Origin of the sequence: Galactobacter valiniphilus (genome assembly GCF_003575975.1) — a bacterium.
Lineage (GTDB): Bacteria > Actinomycetota > Actinomycetes > Actinomycetales > Micrococcaceae > Galactobacter > Galactobacter valiniphilus.
Genome location: NZ_QQXK01000005.1, coordinates 82,964 through 98,705, shown reverse-complemented (window position 1 = coordinate 98,705; position 15,742 = coordinate 82,964). Strand labels below are relative to the sequence as shown.

At 72.1% G+C, this 15,742-nt stretch carries 10 protein-coding genes; 2 read left to right on the top strand and 8 right to left on the bottom strand.

Going from position 1 to position 15,742, the window contains the following annotated elements; all coding sequences use genetic code 11:
• Positions 1–28: 28 nt before the first annotated feature.
• The 7 genes from DWB68_RS03725 to DWB68_RS03695 all read right to left on the bottom strand — a co-directional run bounded on the left by DWB68_RS03725 (position 29) and on the right by DWB68_RS03695 (position 11,618).
• Positions 29–2,587, bottom strand: coding sequence for a ComEC/Rec2 family competence protein (locus tag DWB68_RS03725; protein WP_147391566.1), 2,559 nt, complete (start codon positions 2,585–2,587; stop codon positions 29–31).
• Positions 2,580–3,461, bottom strand: coding sequence for a helix-hairpin-helix domain-containing protein (locus DWB68_RS03720; protein WP_119423798.1), 882 nt, complete (start codon positions 3,459–3,461; stop codon positions 2,580–2,582). Before DWB68_RS03720 ends, DWB68_RS03725 begins: the two co-directional genes overlap by 8 nt.
• A 112-nt stretch (positions 3,462–3,573) precedes the next feature.
• Positions 3,574–4,527 (bottom strand): DegV family protein, encoded by a 954-nt coding sequence (locus DWB68_RS03715; protein WP_119423797.1) that lies wholly within the window; start codon positions 4,525–4,527, stop codon positions 3,574–3,576.
• A gap of 4 nt (positions 4,528–4,531) precedes the next feature.
• Complete coding sequence (gene leuS, locus DWB68_RS03710; RefSeq protein ID WP_119423796.1) at positions 4,532–7,108, bottom strand: leucine--tRNA ligase; 2,577 nt, start codon at positions 7,106–7,108, stop codon at positions 4,532–4,534.
• Positions 7,109–7,477: 369 nt separating this feature from the next.
• Positions 7,478–8,998, bottom strand: coding sequence for a glycerol kinase GlpK (glpK, locus tag DWB68_RS03705; protein ID WP_119423795.1), 1,521 nt, complete (start codon positions 8,996–8,998; stop codon positions 7,478–7,480).
• Positions 8,999–9,031: 33 nt separating this feature from the next.
• Entirely contained in the window at positions 9,032–9,775 is a 744-nt protein-coding gene (locus DWB68_RS03700; RefSeq protein ID WP_119423794.1) for an MIP/aquaporin family protein, read from the bottom strand.
• Between the two features lie 91 nt (positions 9,776–9,866).
• Positions 9,867–11,618, bottom strand: a complete 1,752-nt coding sequence (locus tag DWB68_RS03695) for a glycerol-3-phosphate dehydrogenase/oxidase (protein ID WP_119423793.1) — start codon at positions 11,616–11,618, stop codon at positions 9,867–9,869.
• A 128-nt stretch (positions 11,619–11,746) separates the two neighbouring features.
• Here DWB68_RS03695 and DWB68_RS03690 point away from each other — a divergent pair, with 128 nt between their 5' ends.
• Both DWB68_RS03690 and DWB68_RS03685 read left to right on the top strand, forming a co-directional pair.
• The gene (locus DWB68_RS03690; RefSeq protein WP_119423792.1) at positions 11,747–12,745 is read left to right on the top strand and encodes a sugar-binding transcriptional regulator; all 999 of its coding nucleotides are present in this window, start codon (positions 11,747–11,749) and stop codon (positions 12,743–12,745) included.
• A 9-nt stretch (positions 12,746–12,754) separates the two neighbouring features.
• On the top strand, positions 12,755–13,663 hold the full coding sequence (locus DWB68_RS03685) for an alpha/beta fold hydrolase (RefSeq protein ID WP_119423791.1): 909 nt from the start codon (positions 12,755–12,757) through the stop codon (positions 13,661–13,663).
• 23 nt (positions 13,664–13,686) lie between these two features.
• Here DWB68_RS03685 and DWB68_RS03680 read toward each other — a convergent pair whose 3' ends face one another.
• Entirely contained in the window at positions 13,687–15,735 is a 2,049-nt protein-coding gene (locus DWB68_RS03680) for a primosomal protein N' family DNA-binding protein (RefSeq protein ID WP_233548594.1), read from the bottom strand.
• Positions 15,736–15,742 lie beyond the last annotated feature (7 nt).

Below are 15,742 nucleotides of genomic sequence, written 5' to 3'. Positions count from 1 at the left end.
CGAGAGGGGGCGATGCTCACTGTGAATCCTATCTGCTGGTGCTGACGCGAGGGGCGTCCCCCGCCGCCGCTCCGGGGCGCACGAGGAGCGTTCCGCGCAGGTCGGTGCGCAACACCGGGACGCCGCGGGCAGCGAGACCGTCGAGCGTGGGCGCCGATGGATGGCCGTAGTCGTTGCCCTCCCCCACGCCGATGAGGGCGAGCCGCGGCGCGAAGGCATCGACGAGCCGCATCCCGGCGTCGCGGGACCCATGGTGGGAGACCTTGAGCACGCGCGGGGCGTCGGTACGCGCACTGGCGGCGCCCACCGTGACCGCCAGCGCCGCGCCGTCGTCCTCAAGATCCCCCGCATCCAGGAGCTCGAGGCCGCCTCCCTTGTGGGTGTTGGCGTTCACGACAAGCGAGGCGTTGTTCTCCTCGGCCCCTCGCGGGACCAGGGTGATGGTGACACTCCAGCTCCCGCACGCCATCGCCTCGCCGCTCGCGGCGCGCCGGGCCTCGGGTACCGGAGGCTCGCGGCCGGCCGTGGAGTAGTGGACCGGCGTGCCAGGCCAGGCCTTGAGCACCTTCGGCAGGGCGCCCGCGTGATCCGCGTGAAGATGCGTGAGCAGCACGCCGCACAGCCGCGTGACGCCGGCCGAACGCAGGCAACCCACGGCATCCGATTCCGGCGGCCCCACGTCGATGAGCAACGCCGAGCCGCCGTCCCCGATGAGCGCCAGCGCATCACCCTGCCCCACGTCGCAGAAGAGGAGCTCGCCGTCGCCGGCCCGGCCGATGCCAGCGGGGTGCCCGGCACCGCCCCACCAGGCCCCCAGGCCGCCGGCCGTCAGCGCAAGGCAGCCGACGGCACCCCAGCGGCGGAGCCTGGCCCGGCGGGCGAGGCGGCGGTAGCGGGCCCGCGGGGGCTCCAACCACGCGGAGCCGTTGCGTTGCCGGTCCTGCGTCGGTTCCCGTGCAACGGAGCGCGCTTGCCCCGGCGGCGGCGCTCGGCGGGCGCGGTCCGCCCGGCGCCGTGCGCGTAGGCGCACGGCGGCCGGCAGGCACCAGCACCCCACCACCGCGAGCGCGGGGCCGGCCGGGCCGCTCGGCCACGCGAGGAAGGGTCCGTGGTCGGCGCTCAACTGACCGAGCATCGCGACCCACTGCGCCGGCAGCAGGCACACGAGGCCGAGCGGCCAGCTTGCCGGCGGCAGCAGGGGGGCCGCGAGGGCCAACGCCGGCCCAAGGAGCCCCACCACGGCTGCTGCGGGCGCCGCGAGCACGTTGACGAGCACCGTGAGGGCCGATTGCTCCGGGGCCAGGAGCACCAACAGCGGAGTGCAGGCCACGGTGGCGGCCGCCGAGACCGACACAGCGTCAGCGAGGAGGCGGGGAAGGTGGAGCCGCTCGCGCATCCACGCCGCGAGCGCCGGCGCCAGGAGGGCGATCCCCAGCGTGGCGGCCACCGAGAGCTGAAAGGCGACCCGGCCCGCGTGCCACGGATCCACGCTGAGCAGCACCACCACAGCGAGCAGCGTGAGCCCCAGCGCCGCCCGCGGCCTCCCCGCCACCACCGCGATCGCCCCCAGCGCCCCGGACACGGCGGCCCGCAGGACGCTGGGGTCGGGCCCGACCACGAGCACAAAGCCACTCAGGACCGCCAGCAGCGCGGGCACCACGAGCACGCGCGGGACGCGCACCAGGCGGAGGAACGCCGCGCTCGCACCCAGGAGGAGCGCGACGTTTGCGCCAGAGACGGCCGTGAGGTGGGAGAGGCCTGCCCTCTGCATCGCCGTGGCCAGCGCGGGGCTCTGGCCGGAGCGATCCCCCACGACCATGCCGGGCACGAGCGCGGCGGCCTCCTGGAGCGGCCCTCCCCGCAGCGGGGCGAGCCAGCGACCGAGACCACCACGCAGCGTGGAGGCGAGATCGTCCGGAGCGTCCACCGTCGCGAGCGGCGCGGAGCGCGGCGAGAGGGTCAGGGCGGCCGGCGCGCGCTCGGGCGGTGCCGACGCGGAGACCCACCAGGCGAGCTGGGCCCCCGCCTCGAGGCTGGCCGAGCCGAAGCGCTCCGGTGCCCCGATGACCGTCACGCTGAGCGACCCGGCGGGCAGCCATCGATCCCCGCGCTGTTCCCGGACGCCCAGCAACGTGGCCGCCACGAGCAAGGAACCGTTGCGCAGTTCGTGTGGCGCGTCGCTCAGCTCCACGTTGGCCTGGATGAGTCGGCCGTCGCCCCACTGGCGGACGACCGCGCCCCGCGTCGCCCCGTCCGCCGCTGCCCCGCCGAGCACGCTGGCCGCCCCGGCACAAGCGAGCGCCAGCGCGAGCAGGAGCATCCACCGCCGTCCGGGCGGCCTCCCGCCCGGCATGGCGAGTCGTCCCAGGCGGCGTGCCCCGTACCAGCAGGCCAAGGCCCCGCAGGCCAGGCCCGCGCCTCCTGCGGCGGCGGCTCCGGGTGGGATCCCCGGCCCCGCGTACAGCGCGGCCACCGCCCACGCCGCGGCGGCCGCCGGCCACAGCGGCGCGACGAAGCGGGTGGCGGGTGCGTTGCGCGGCGTCCGGGGCCGCTGGGGCGCCGGGCCCGCGCCGGCTGGGTCAGTCATAGCTCACCACCCCGCGCAGCTTCTCCAGCATGGCCGGGCCGATCCCGGGCACCGCGTCGAGATCCTGTTCCCCCTGGAGGCGCCCGTGGCTGTCCCGGAAGGCGATGATGCGTTGCGCCAGGGCGGGCCCCACGCCCGGCAGGGCCTCGAGCTCGGCCTGGCTGGCGGTGTTGATCCGCACTGGAGCAGACGAAGGAGCGGCGGGGACACGGGCCGCACCCGGGGCGGAGGCGGCGCCGTCTCCCGGCGGCGCCGCCCCCTGCGCGGCGTAGGGCCCCACGGCCGCTTCCCCGCGCCCGGGGACATGCAGCTGCGTCCCATCGGTGAGGGGCGCCGCCAGGTTGAGGGCTGCCAGCGCGGCGCCGGCCTCGGCCCCACCCGCCGCGCGCACCGCGTCATCGACGCGGGCACCGGCCGCGAGGCGATACAGGCCGGGTCGCTTCACGGCGCCCACGACGTGCACGGTCGGCCCGGCAGCGGCCGGGCTCTCGGCCGCGGCCGGGGTGCCGCGCGGCGGAGCGCCGGACGCCTCCGCCGTCGACATCGCCGCCCCGTCGGGCCCGCTCCTCGAGGCAGTCACCGGCCCGGACGCGCGGGCGTCGGCCCCGGGGCCTGCCACCGGCGGGACGGCGAGCGAGCTGACCTGGGCCTGCCCGGAGGCGAGGCGGAAACCGAGCACCGCGGCGGAGGCCAAGACCAGGATCAGGCAACCGCGCAGGCCCCAACGCCGCAGCCGGCCGACCCGCCGCGAGGGGTCACCGGGCTGGTCACCGCCCCACCCGGGCCGGTCCCAGGGAGCCAAGGCGTCGTCCGCCGCCGAGGGGTCTTCCCCTGCGTCGAGCGCTGCGTCGTCGCGCCACCCGTGCCTGCCCATCCATCGAGGCTAGGAGAACGGCTCCCGCTGGGCGGTGGCGGGCGGCCCCAAGGTGGACGCCACGCCGGGCATCACGGGGCTGTGAGGGACGCACCTTCGATCGGAAGCGCCCTCAGGCTCGCTCACGCCGCACGATGAGCGCCACCACTCCGGCGCCGGTGTGCGCGGCGAGCACCGCCGGCACGGGCGTGACGATGACCGGGCGTTCGGTGTACGGGGCCAAGGCCTCGGCCACCGCCTCGGCTTCCTCCTCCGCACCGAAGTGGTGCAGGCCCACGAGCACGGTGGCGGGGTCCTCCCCCGCCGCGTCGATCCCGAGCTCGATGACGTGCGCCAGGGCGCGCTGCAGGCTGCGCGCCTTGTCCGCCGCCACGATCGCGCCGTCACGATTCACGGTGAGGATCGGCTTGACGTTCAGGAGCGTGCCGAGCACCGAGGCCACGGTGCCGATGCGCCCGCCGCGGCGCAGCTGTTCAAGGGAGGGCACCACGAACCAGACCGAGGCGTCGCAGGCGGAGGCCGCCGCGAGATGCACCTCGTCCAGCTCCAGCCCGGCCTCGGCCGCCTCGACCGCGGCCATGACCGCGAAGCCCTCGCCGAGCCCCACCGAGCGGGTGTCGAGCACCCGCACCGGCAGCTCGGCCTGCTCGGCCGCCCAGCGGGCCGCCTCCACCGTCCCGGACAGCGCCGAGGAGATGCACACGATGAGCACCGAGGAGGCGCCGGCCTCCGCAGCCCGCTCCACGGCCCGCAGCAATTGCCCGGGCGCCGGACGCGAGGTGGTGATCTTCGACCCCATGGCCAGCCCCAGGGAGAGCTCGCTCATGACGTCGTCGACGCCCTCGATAAACACCTGCGCGTCCACCGTCACGGGCATCGGCACCACCGACAAGGCACCGGCGTGCTCCGAGGCGTACCCCTCCGGCAGGGCCGAGGCCGTGTCGGTGATGACGTGCACGCGCTGCTCTGGCCGCTGCCCGGGCAGACGCAGGCGGGGGCCCCTGGACAGCCGCGTGCGCAGCTCGTTCCAGAGGCCCCCGCCTGGGGCGCTTTCGCCCTCACGCATGACGCTACTTGACCACCAGGGACACCAGCTTGGGCGCCCGGACGATCACCTTGACGATCTCGGCGTCGCCGACCGAGCGCTTGACCGCCTCGTCGCCGAGGGCGAGCTCGCGCAGCTCCTCCTCGGAGATGTCGGCGGGGACCTCGAGCTTGGCGCGGATCTTGCCGCGGATCTGCACCACGGCGGTGACGGAGTCCTCGACCAGCAGGGTCTCGTCGACGGCGGGCCACGGCACGTTGGCTACGGAGGGCTCGTGGCCCAGGCGGGCCCACATGTCCTCGGCGGTGTAGGGGGCCACGAGGCTCAGCAGCAGCGTGACCGTCTCCACGGCCTCGCGCACGGCCGGATCGGCGCCGCCGATCTCGCCGTCGATCGCCTTGCGGGCGGCGTTGACGAGCTCCATGGTGCGGGCGATGACGACGTTGAACTTGCCGGCGTCCAGCAGCTCCAGCGCGTCGTGCAGCGCCTTGTGGGTCGCCGAACGCACGGCCTTGGCACCGGTGGCCGGGTCGACGCCCGGCTCCGAGGTGACGTCGTTCGCGAGGCGCCACGCGCGGGCCAGGAACTTCTGCATGGCGTGCGGGGCCACGTCCGCCCAGTCGACGTCGTCCTCCGGCGGGGAGGCGAACACCATGGTGGTGCGGATGGCGTCCACGCCAAACTCGTCGAGCTGCTCGCCCAGGTTCACGCCGTTGCCGAGCGACTTGGACATCGCCTTGCCGCCGTTCAAGACCTGGCCCTGGTTCAGCAGCGCCGAGAACGGCTCCGGGAAGTCCAGGTGGCCCAGGTGCTGGAGCACCTTGGTGATGAAGCGCGAGTAGAGCAGGTGCAGGATGGCGTGCTCGACGCCGCCCACGTACTGGCCCACGGGCAGCCAGTTCTTGACGGCCTCGGCGTCGAACGCCGCGGTGGAGGACTGCGGGGAGGCGAAGCGCAGGTAGTACCAGGACGAGTCAACGAAGGTGTCCATGGTGTCGGTGTCGCGCTTGGCGGCGCCGCCACAGCTCGGGCAGGCCACGTTGACCCAGTCCTCGGCCGCGGCCAGGGGGGACTGACCCTTCGGGGACAGCGCCTCGCCGCGCAAGTTGTCGGGCAGGCGCACGGGCAGCTGCTCGTCTGGCACGGCGACCTCGCCGCAGTGCTCGCAGTGGATCACCGGGATCGGGGCGCCCCAGAAGCGCTGGCGGGAGACCAGCCAGTCGCGCAGGCGGTAGGTGGTCGTGGCCTCGCCGAGGCCCTTGGACTCCACGATGCCGATGGCCTGGGCGATCGCCTCGGCCTTGTTCAGGCCGTCCAGCTCGCCCGAGTTGACGAGCTTGCCCTCGCCGACGGTCGCGACGCCGGACTCGGCCGGGTTCTCCTCGCCGGTCTCCAGCACCACGCGGACCGGCAGGTCCATGGCGCGGGCGAAGTCGAGGTCGCGCTGATCGTGCGCGGGCACGGCCATGATGGCGCCCGTGCCGTAGTCGGCCAGGACGTAATCGGAGGCCCACACCGGGATCTCCTCGCCCGAGAGCGGGTTGATCGCCGTGCGGCCCAGGAAGACGCCGGTCTTCTCGCGCTCGGAGGACTGACGCTCGATGTCGGAGAGCACCTTGACCGACTCGCGGTAGGCCTCGAAGGCCTCGCGCTGCCCGGGGGTGACGAGCTCGGCGGCCAGCAGGGCGTCCACGGCCACGACCATGAAGGTCGCGCCGAAGAGCGTGTCGGGGCGCGTCGTGAAGACCGTGACGTCGTGCGCCGGCTGCTCGCCCGCGGCCTGAATGCCGAAGCGGACGTGGGCGCCGTGGCTGCGACCGATCCAGTTGCGCTGCATGGACAGGACGCGGTCGGGCCAGTGGCCCTCCAGTTGATCCATCTCATCCAGCAGGCGGTCGGCGAAGTCGGTGATCTTGAAGTACCACTGGTTCAGGGACTTCTTGGTGACCTCGGTGCCGCAACGCTCGCACTTGCCGTTGACGACCTGCTCGTTGGCGAGCACGGTCTGGTCCTTGGGGCACCAGTTGACCGGCGAGTCCTTGCGGTACGCCAGGCCGTTCTTGAACAGCTCCAGGAAGAGCCACTGGGTCCAGCGGTAGTACTCGGGATCCGAGGTGTGCAGGCGACGGTTCCAATCGGCGCTGATGGCGTAGCGCTTAAAGCTGCCCGCCTGCGTCTCGATGTTCTTGTACGTCCACTCGGCCGGGTGCTGGTTGTTCTTGATGGCAGCGTTCTCGGCGGGCAGGCCGAAGGAGTCCCAGCCGATCGGGTGCATCACGTCGTAGCCGCAGTGGCGCCAGTGGCGCGAGACGACGTCGCCCATGGCAAACGCCTCGGCGTGGCCCATGTGAAGGTCGCCCGAGGGGTACGGGAACATATCAAGCACGTAGCGGCGCTCGCGGCTTCCGTCGTCGAGCGGCACAAAGGTGCCGGCTTCCTCCCAGTAGGAACCCCAGCGCGCCTCGATGGCCTTGACGTCGTAGACGTCCTCGTTCGCCTCAGGGGTGGGTGCGCTCTGCGCCTCGGACACCGTGAAACCTCTCTCATGAGATACAACTACGCGTCCCGCATCCGAGCTCCTCGTGGAGCCGACGCGGGACATGGCTTCAATCCTACGTCAGGCCCGCCGTGGCGCGGTTCACGCGCCCGGGTCGGGTCGCTGATGTGTCCCAGTGCACGACGGCGCGGCGGGGCACCTGAGGTGCCCCGCCGCGCCGTCGTGCCTTCCGGTGGGCTTCGCCCCACCTGCGCCCCCACCACCTGCCCTCACACCTACCCAGTGCTCTCAAATCCCGCACTTTTCATTCCATCCCGTACAGAAGGTGCGGGATGGAACGAAAAGTGCGGGAGGGCACGAGAGGGGGTATGCGACCTTCATCGGCCGTCACCGGCCGCGAGACAAAGGGCAGGGCCCCGCCCGACGCGTGATGCGTCGGGCGGGGCCCTGTCTCGACCTCAAGCGATCAAGCGATCACTTCACGTCCTCGTCGACCCAGTCGTACGACTTGGTGACGGCCTTGTGCCACAGGCGCAGCAGGCGCTCGCGCTCGGCGCCGTCGATCGACGGGCTCCAGCGCTTGTCCTCGGCCCAGTTGGCCTTGAGCTCGCCCAGGCCGGACCAGAAGCCCACGGCCAGGCCGGAGGCGTAGGCCGCACCGAGCGCGGTGGTCTCGGTGACCTGCGGGCGAACCACGTCCACGCCGAGGATGTCGGCCTGGAACTGCATGAGCGCCTCGTTGGCGGTCATGCCGCCGTCGACGCGCAGCTCCGTGAGCGGAACACCGGAATCCTTGTTGACGGCGTCGATGACGTCGGCGGTCTGGAAGGCGGTGGACTCGAGCGCGGCACGGGCGATGTGGCCGCGGTTCACGAAGCGGGTCAGGCCCACGATGGCGCCGCGGGCGTCGGGACGCCAGTACGGAGCAAACAGGCCGGAGAACGCCGGCACGATGTACGCGCCGCCGTTGTCCTCGACCGACGCGGCGAGCTCCTCCACCTCGGGGGCGGAGTCGATCATCTTCAGGTTGTCGCGCAGCCACTGAATCAGCGAGCCGGCCACGGCGATGGAACCCTCCAGCGCGTAGTGGGTCGGCTCGTCGCCGAGCTTGTACCCCACCGTGGTCAGCAGGCCGTTCTTGGACTCAACGACCTCCTCACCCGTGTTGAAGATGAGGAAGCAGCCCGTGCCGTAGGTGTTCTTGGCCTCGCCGGCCTCGAACGCGGCCTGGCCGAACGTCGCCGACTGCTGATCGCCCAGGATGCCGGTAACGGGCACCTCGCGCAGCAGCTGGTCGGTGTGCACGCGGCCGAACTCGCCCGAGGAGGGCTTGATCTCCGGGAGCATGGACAGCGGCACGCCGAACTCTGCGGCGATGTCCTCACGCCACGACAGCGTGCGGATGTCCATGAGCAGCGTGCGGGACGCGTTGGTGACGTCGGTGGCGTGCACGCCGCCATCGACGCCGCCCGTGAGGTTCCACAGGACCCAGGAGTCGGTGGTGCCGAAGAGCAGATCGCCGGCCTCGGCGCGCTCGCGGGCGCCCTCGACGTTGTCGAGGATCCACTTGATCTTGGTGCCGGAGAAGTACGTCGCCAGCGGCAGGCCGACGATCGACTTGAAGCGGTCGACGCCGCCGTTCTTGGCCAGCTCGTCGACGATGTTCTGCGTGCGGGTGTCCTGCCAGACGATGGCGTTGTAGACGGCCTCGCCCGTGTTCTTGTCCCATACGACGGCGGTCTCGCGCTGGTTGGTGATGCCAACCGACACGATGTCGTGACGCGTGATGTTGGCCTTGGACAGCGCCTGGCCGATCGCCTCGCGGGTGTTGTTCCAGATCTCGGCGGGGTTGTGCTCAACCCAACCGGCCTGCGGGAAGATCTGCTCGTGCTCGAGCTGACCCACCGACACGATCTGCCCGTCGTGATCGAAGACGATCGCGCGGGACGAGGTGGTGCCCTGGTCGATGGCGATGACGTACTTGTTCTCGCTCATGCGTTACTCCCTAGCTTGTGCTGGATTGGAATATCAGGCGGCGAAGGCCGGGGCGTAGGCCATGAACGCGAGGCCGGCGAGAATGCCGCCCACGATCGGGCCGAGGACCGGAACCCAGGCGTAGGCCCAGTCCGAGGAACCCTTGCCCTTGATGGGCAGCACGGCGTGAGCGATGCGGGGACCGAGGTCGCGGGCGGGGTTGATGGCGTAGCCGGTGGGGCCACCCAGGGAGGCGCCGATGCCGACAACGAGAAGGGCGACGGCGAGCGGGCCGAGGCCGGAGGGGGTCTTGCCGAAGAGCAAGACGACGAAGACCAGCACGAAGGTGGCGATGATCTCGGTGGTGACGTTCCAGCCGTTGTTACGGATGGCGGGACCAGTGGAGAAGACGCCCAGCTTGTTGGCCGGGTCCTCCTCCGCGTCGAAGTGCTGCTTGTAGGCGAGCCAGCAGGCGACGGCGCCGATGAAGGCACCGATCATCTGAGCGGCGATGTAAACGAGGATGGCGGCGAAGTCCACGGGCACGCCCGGGACGAACTCCTTGGCGCCCGAGGCCCAAATGCCCAGGGTGACGGCGGGGTTCAGGTGAGCGCCGGAGGCGAAAGCGACGTAAACGCCGGAGAAGACCGCGAGGCCCCATCCGAAGTTCACCATCAGGAATCCACCGTTGAAGCCCTTGTTCTTGGTCAGGGCGACGTTCGCGACGACGCCACAACCCAGCAGGACGAGCATGGCCGTGCCGGCCAGCTCAGCGAGGAAGACTGCTCCCAGAGACATCATTGACTCCTTCAAGGTCGGCGGCACGGTGTGCCGCCGGGTGCGGGAAGAGGCCCTCCCGGCCGGGAGGGCCTCTGTACTGCAGGTGCGACTACAGCTTGGCCCCCAGGGAGGCCATGCGATGACGTTCGACCAGAACATCCTGGGCGAACTGGGACTCGGCCGCGGTGCGGCTCTCGTCCCACCCGAGGTGCTTGGAGAGCACCTGGGAAACTTCGTTGATCATCTCGCGCGTCACGAGGCCTCGGAAGGCCAGGTTGGTGCGGCGGATGAAGACGTCCACGGTGTGGCCCAGCTGCTCCTGCGTGGCGAACCACTCGAGTTCGCGGGTGCTGAGTTCGTCCGTGGTGGACAGGGGCACGTCCTCGCCGGCGGCCAGGAAGGCCGCGACGTCGGCGGCGCGGGTGCCGTAGCGCTCCAGAAGCACGGTGGCGTGGCCCAGGCCAAGCCCCGTATCGGTCAGCGACTCGAGGTAGCGCTGCTGCGCGGCCTCGCCCTCAGGGTAGTCCTTGCCACCGCCGATCGGCAGATTCTCGGTGGAGAGCTTGCGCGTGGCACCGAGTTCCTTGAGCGCCTCGTCGGCAAGCGTCTCCGAGAGGGCGCGGAAGGTGGTCCACTTGCCGCCCACGAGGGAGAGCATGGGACGGCCGTGGTTCACGGCGCGATCGATGTGGTAATCGCGGGACACGGCGCCCGGCGTGGAGCCGTCGTGGCGCGGGAGCGGGCGCACGCCGCAGAAGGTGTAGACGATCTCGTCGGTCGTCACCTTGATCTGCGGGAAGACGTGGTGGATCAGGTCGAAGAAGTACTCGACCTCCTCGTCCGTCGCGACCGGCTCGGCGCCGGGCTCGGAGTCCAGGTCGGTGGTGCCCACGAGCACGCGGCCGAGCATGGGGTAGATGAGCACGATGCGCCCATCCTCGTGCTCGAAGAAGATCTCGCGGCCGCGGGTGGCCTCGAGCAGCTCGGGGTGATCAAGGACGATGTGGCTGCCCTTGGTGCCGCCCATGAGGCGAGTGGCCTTGCCGAGTGCCTCGTTGGTCGGATCGACCCAGTTACCCGTGGCATTGATGACCACGTCGGCGGCGAAGGAGAACTCCTCGCCGGAGATCTCGTCGCGCAGCACGACGCCCTCGGCGGAGTGGCCCACCGCGCGGACGTAGTTGGCGCTGCGGCCGTGGCCCGTGGCGTCACCCTCGGTCACGAGGTCCATGATGAGGCGCTCCGGGTTATGCACGGAGGCGTCGTAGTAGGTGCCCAGGTACTTGGTGTCGGGGCGCAGCTGCGGCATCTCCTGGGCGACCTTCTTGCGGCCCCACGTGAAGGAGTGCTTGGGCGCCACACGGCCGGCGCCGGAGAAGATGTCGTACATCGTCAGGCCGAGGTTGATGACAATGGCGCCGCGCTCGGCGGGCTTGCCCTGCTTGTGGAAGAGGAACTTCATGGGCGCGTTGAGCAGGCCGGAGAAGACCTTGCGCATGGGCACCGAGGTGTGGAGGGGGCGCACGTAGTGCGGCGCCAGCTTGAGGAGGCGGTTGCGTTCCACGACGGACTCGTGGACCAGGCGGAACTCGCCGTTCTCGAGGTAGCGGATGCCACCGTGAATCATGTGGCTCGAGGCGCCGGACGCGCCGTTGGCGTAGTCGGCGGCCTCGACGACCGCGACGTCGATGCCCTGCAGGGCCAGGTCGCGGTAGGTGCCGACGCCGTTGACGCCGCCGCCGATGATGAGGACCTGGGCGCGCGGGCGCTCACGCAGGGCCGCCACGCTGGATCGTTCGGCGCCGCCCTGGGGTGCGGGCGCGTTGAGGGAGCCGGGAACTGAGTTCGCCTGTCCTGACATGGTGATCCTCCGTGGAACTGCTCGGTTGCCGCTCGCGCGGCGCGGCCGTGTTGCGGCCGTCACTTCCCGATCCTTGACCCCCGTGCAAGTACGATCAAGCCCAACGCACATACGTGCAAGGAGGCAAGATGAACCGAACCTCGGGCGGAACAAACGAGCAACAGCGCCGCTCCGCGATGCTCCTGGCGATCGCCAAGGGCTACTACGAAGAGCAGCGCACCATGGACTCGCTGGCGCGCGATTGGGGCGTGTCCAGGTCCACCGTCTCGCGCGCCCTGTCCGAGGCCCGCGAGCGCGGCATCGTGGAGATCCGGCTGCACGATCCGACGCACGGCGTCAGGGATCTGGCCCAGCTCCTGGCCGAGCGCCACGGCGTGCGCTTCACCGTGGTCCCGACCATCGTGGGCGACTCCCCCGAGCAGGAACTCGACCGCGTGGCCTCCGTCGCCGCCTCGGTCGTGGCGCACCTCGTCAAGCCCAACTCCGTGGTGGGGCTGGCCTGGGGCACGACGGTCCGGGCGCTCTCGCAGCGCCTCGGCCGCCACCCCACGAGCGGGCTGACCTTCGTCCAGCTCAACGGTGCCGGCTCGCCCACCTCCACGGGCGAGGACTATGCCGCGAGCATCCTGCGCCGCTTCGCCGACGCCTACGACGGCTCGCTGCAGTCCTTCCCCGTCCCAGCGTTTTTCGACGACCCGGCCGCCCGCGAGCTGCTGTGGAAGGAGCGTTCCATCTCGCGCATCGTCCACCTGCAGCGCCGCATGCACCTCATGGTGGCCGGCATCGGCTCCCTGAACGCAACCGTCACGAGCCACCTCTATGACGGCGACTTCCTCGACGAGGAGGACTACCGCCTCATCGAGCAGGAGGGGGTGGTGGGCGACATCGCGACGCGCTTCTTCCGCGCGGATGGCACCCACGACGGCATCGCCCTCAACGCGCGCTCCACCGGCCCCACCTTCGACACCCTGGCCACGGTTCCCCACCGCCTCGGCGTGGTGCACGGGCGGGGCAAGGTGCCAGGCCTCCTCGGCGCGCTGCGCGCCGAGCTCTTCACGCACGTGGTCGTGGACGAGACGGCGGCGCGGGCCCTGGCCGGCGCGGGTGCGGACCCGGCCGCCCCGTAGGCTGGCTTCGTGAGTCAGCAGAGCCCCGCCCCCCTCGATCCCCCGCTGATCGACGATCGCCCGTCGCTGCGCTTCGCGCTGGAGGTGGGTGGCTCCACGCTCGTCGTGCGCAGCTACGAGCCGATCGGCGCTCCGGCCGGAACCATCCTGGCGATCCACGGCTTCCGCGGCGACCACCACGGCCTGCGCCGCATCGTGAACGCCCTGCCCCGCCACCGCTTCGTCATCCCCGATCTGCCTGGCTTCGGCGACTCCGGACCGTTCGCGGGCGAGGGGGCGCCTGCCCACGACGTGACCGGCCACGGGATGGTCATCGAGGCCCTGCGGACCGCCCTCGAGCTCCCAGCAGACACGGTCCTGCTCGGACACTCCTACGGCTCGGTGGTGACCTCCCACTACCTCGCCGCGCACCCGGGGGCCTTCTCCCGGCTGGTGTTGATCAACCCCATCTGCGAGCTGGCGCTCGAGGGCTCGGCGGCCATCACGACCAAGCTGGCCGAGTTCTACTACGCCGCCGGCGCGTTCCTCCCCGGGCGCCTGGGCGAGGCGATCCTGCGCTCCCGCCTCATCGTTGACGCCACGACGGCGGCCATGGTCACCTCGAGCGATCCGGCGACGCGGGCCTACGTCAAGGCGCAGCACCGCGCCTACTTCGCCGGCTTCTCCTCCCCCGCCACGCTCCTGGAGTCCTACCGCGCCTCGGTGGCGCACACGGTCCTCGAGGTGGCCGCCGCGATCGAGGCGCCCACCCTGCTCGTGGCCGGATCGGCCGATCCGCTGGGCTCGGTCCGCGGGCAGGAGATCCTGGCCGGGACCTTCCCGCACGCCGAGCTGGAAATGATCCAGGGCGTGGGCCACCTCATCCACTACGAAACGCCGGGCACGGCCGCCGCCGCGATCGAGCGCTTCCTCGCCTGAGCCGCGAGGGCTCGTTCCCTCGGCTAGAGCGCGCGCGGGTCGTCCACGCGCACGTGCACCACTGGATCCTTGCGCAGCGAACCCAGGGCCTTGCGTCGGCGCAGCAGCGACGTGACGCGCGGGCCGTGCGCGTGATCGAAGAAGAGGATCCAGCGGTGCTCCTCCGGCTCCTCGCCCGGCGTCGGGCCCACGAGCCGCAGTCCTTCCGCCGCCGCGGCGATGTCGGAGGCAAAGCGATCGGCGGCGGCCGCGGGTCCCACGAGCACGGCGGAGCGCACGGCGGGCGGCAGGGCGGCCTGGGAGCGCTCGCCCAGCTCGCGCTGGGCCGCGCCGGCCGGGTCCCAGCGCACCAGGGCCTGGCCTTGCGGCGAGGCGTGTCCCGTGAGCACGACGACGCCTCCGGCCTCCCTGCCCTTGGCCAGTGAGGCGGCGGCGAACCACCGGTGGAGGGCGTCCTCGCCCACGCGCAGCCCCTCGGGGGCCAGCTGGGCGTCGGCGTCGAGGATCAACACTGCACCGTAGCCGCCCTCGGCCACCGGTTCCGCCCCGGGGGTGGAGATCACGAGCGCGGGGGTCGGGCCCACGGAGCGCACGCCGTCGGCGCCCGTGGCCCGGATAATCGCCACGCCGGGGAAGGCCCGCCCGAGCTCCTCGGCCGTCCGGTCGGCACCCACCGTGCCGGCGCGCAGGCGCTTGCCGTGGCAGTGCGGGCACGTGAAGTCGCGGCAATAGGTGCCGCACCAGCGGCACACCGGATCCCCACCGGAGCGGGCGAGCGCCAGGGGACCGCCGCACTTGGGGCAGCGCGCTGCCTCGCGGCAGCGCTCGCAGCGCAGGGCTGGAAGGAAGCCAGTCCGCGCCACCTGCACCAGGACCGGAGCGCTCTCGAGCGCGCACTTGGCCGCCTCCCAGGCGATGCGCGGCACGCGGGCGGCGTGCAGGAGCGGATCGCGCTGCGCAGCGAAGTCGTCGGCGGCGGCCCGCACCCACGGGGCGACGTCGCGCAGCCTGGAGCGGGGGACGCTCAGCTCCCGCGCCCACCCGGTCAGGACGAGGCGCTGCGCCTCGGCGCTGCGGGCCGCCGAGGCAAAGAGCGCGGCGCACCCGGCCTGGGCCGCGCGCAACAGGAGCACCTCGCGGGCGTGGTGATACGGCGCCCGGGGTTCGAGATAGGAGGAATCGTGGTCGTCCCACATGGACACAAGGCCCAGGTTCCTGACGGGGGCGAAGGCGGCGTTGCGTGTTCCGACCACGAGCGCAACGTCGCCGCGTGCGGCCCGCAGGAAGGCCCGATAGCGCGGAGTCGGACCGTCGTCGGCGCTGAGCCGGGCGTAGTTGTGTGCGCCGAGGAGCTCGTCGAGCACCTCGCAGAGCCGCTCGAGGTCGCGCGCGTCCGGCACGAGCAGGAGGGCTCCGCGCCCCGAGGCGAGGGTGGCCTGGGCGGCGAGGGCGAGGCGCGTGGCCCAGCCGGCGCCGCCGTCGGGCGGGCAGGAGGTGACCACGCGCGGGGACTCCCCCGCCGCGAGAGCGTCGAGGAAGGCGGCTCCGCCGTCCTCGAGCAACCACGGGCCCGGCTCGGGCAGACCAGGGGCGAAGGGTTCCCGCGCCTCGCGCTCCTCCTTCTCCACCTTGGCCACGCGCGGGGGCAGGGCTGCTCGGAGGACGTCGGCCACGGTCCCCGCGTAGCGCTCGGCGACATCGCGGGCCAGCGCCAGGACGTCGGGGTCGAGCACCACCTCGGGCGAGACGACGGCGGCGAGCGGCACGGGCCGCACGCCCGGCTCGGGCTCGTCCACACGCTCGAGCAGGTAGCCGTTGAGGCGCCGCCCACCGAAGGGAACGCGCACGCGCACCCCCGGCCGCGCGGCGTCGTCGAGCTCCGCGGGGACGAGGTAGTCGAAGGGACGATCGAGGTGCGGGACCGGCGTCTCCAGGAGCACCCGGGCCACGGGCAACACGGCGGCGGCCTTGACCGCTCCGAGCGCCGGGGCGGCGGGCGGCTCGGGCACGTCGAAGAGGCCGGGGGTCTGGTCCCCCGGCCTCCCCTGAGCGCCGGAGCCGACGCCGCTCACACGGACC

Excerpts from the sequence above, each read along its gene's own strand:
- DWB68_RS03725 (WP_147391566.1), bottom strand. The coding sequence starts at position 2,587 with ATGACTGACCCAGCCGGCGCGGGCCCGGCGCCCCAGCGGCCCCGGACG.
- DWB68_RS03720 (WP_119423798.1), bottom strand. The coding sequence starts at position 3,461 with ATGGGCAGGCACGGGTGGCGCGACGACGCAGCGCTCGACGCAGGGGAA.
- DWB68_RS03715 (WP_119423797.1), bottom strand. The coding sequence starts at position 4,527 with ATGCGTGAGGGCGAAAGCGCCCCAGGCGGGGGCCTCTGGAACGAGCTG.
- leuS (WP_119423796.1), bottom strand. The coding sequence starts at position 7,108 with ATGTCCCGCGTCGGCTCCACGAGGAGCTCGGATGCGGGACGCGTAGTT.
- glpK (WP_119423795.1), bottom strand. The coding sequence starts at position 8,998 with ATGAGCGAGAACAAGTACGTCATCGCCATCGACCAGGGCACCACCTCG.
- DWB68_RS03700 (WP_119423794.1), bottom strand. The coding sequence starts at position 9,775 with ATGTCTCTGGGAGCAGTCTTCCTCGCTGAGCTGGCCGGCACGGCCATG.
- DWB68_RS03695 (WP_119423793.1), bottom strand. The coding sequence starts at position 11,618 with ATGTCAGGACAGGCGAACTCAGTTCCCGGCTCCCTCAACGCGCCCGCA.
- DWB68_RS03690 (WP_119423792.1), top strand. The coding sequence starts at position 11,747 with ATGAACCGAACCTCGGGCGGAACAAACGAGCAACAGCGCCGCTCCGCG.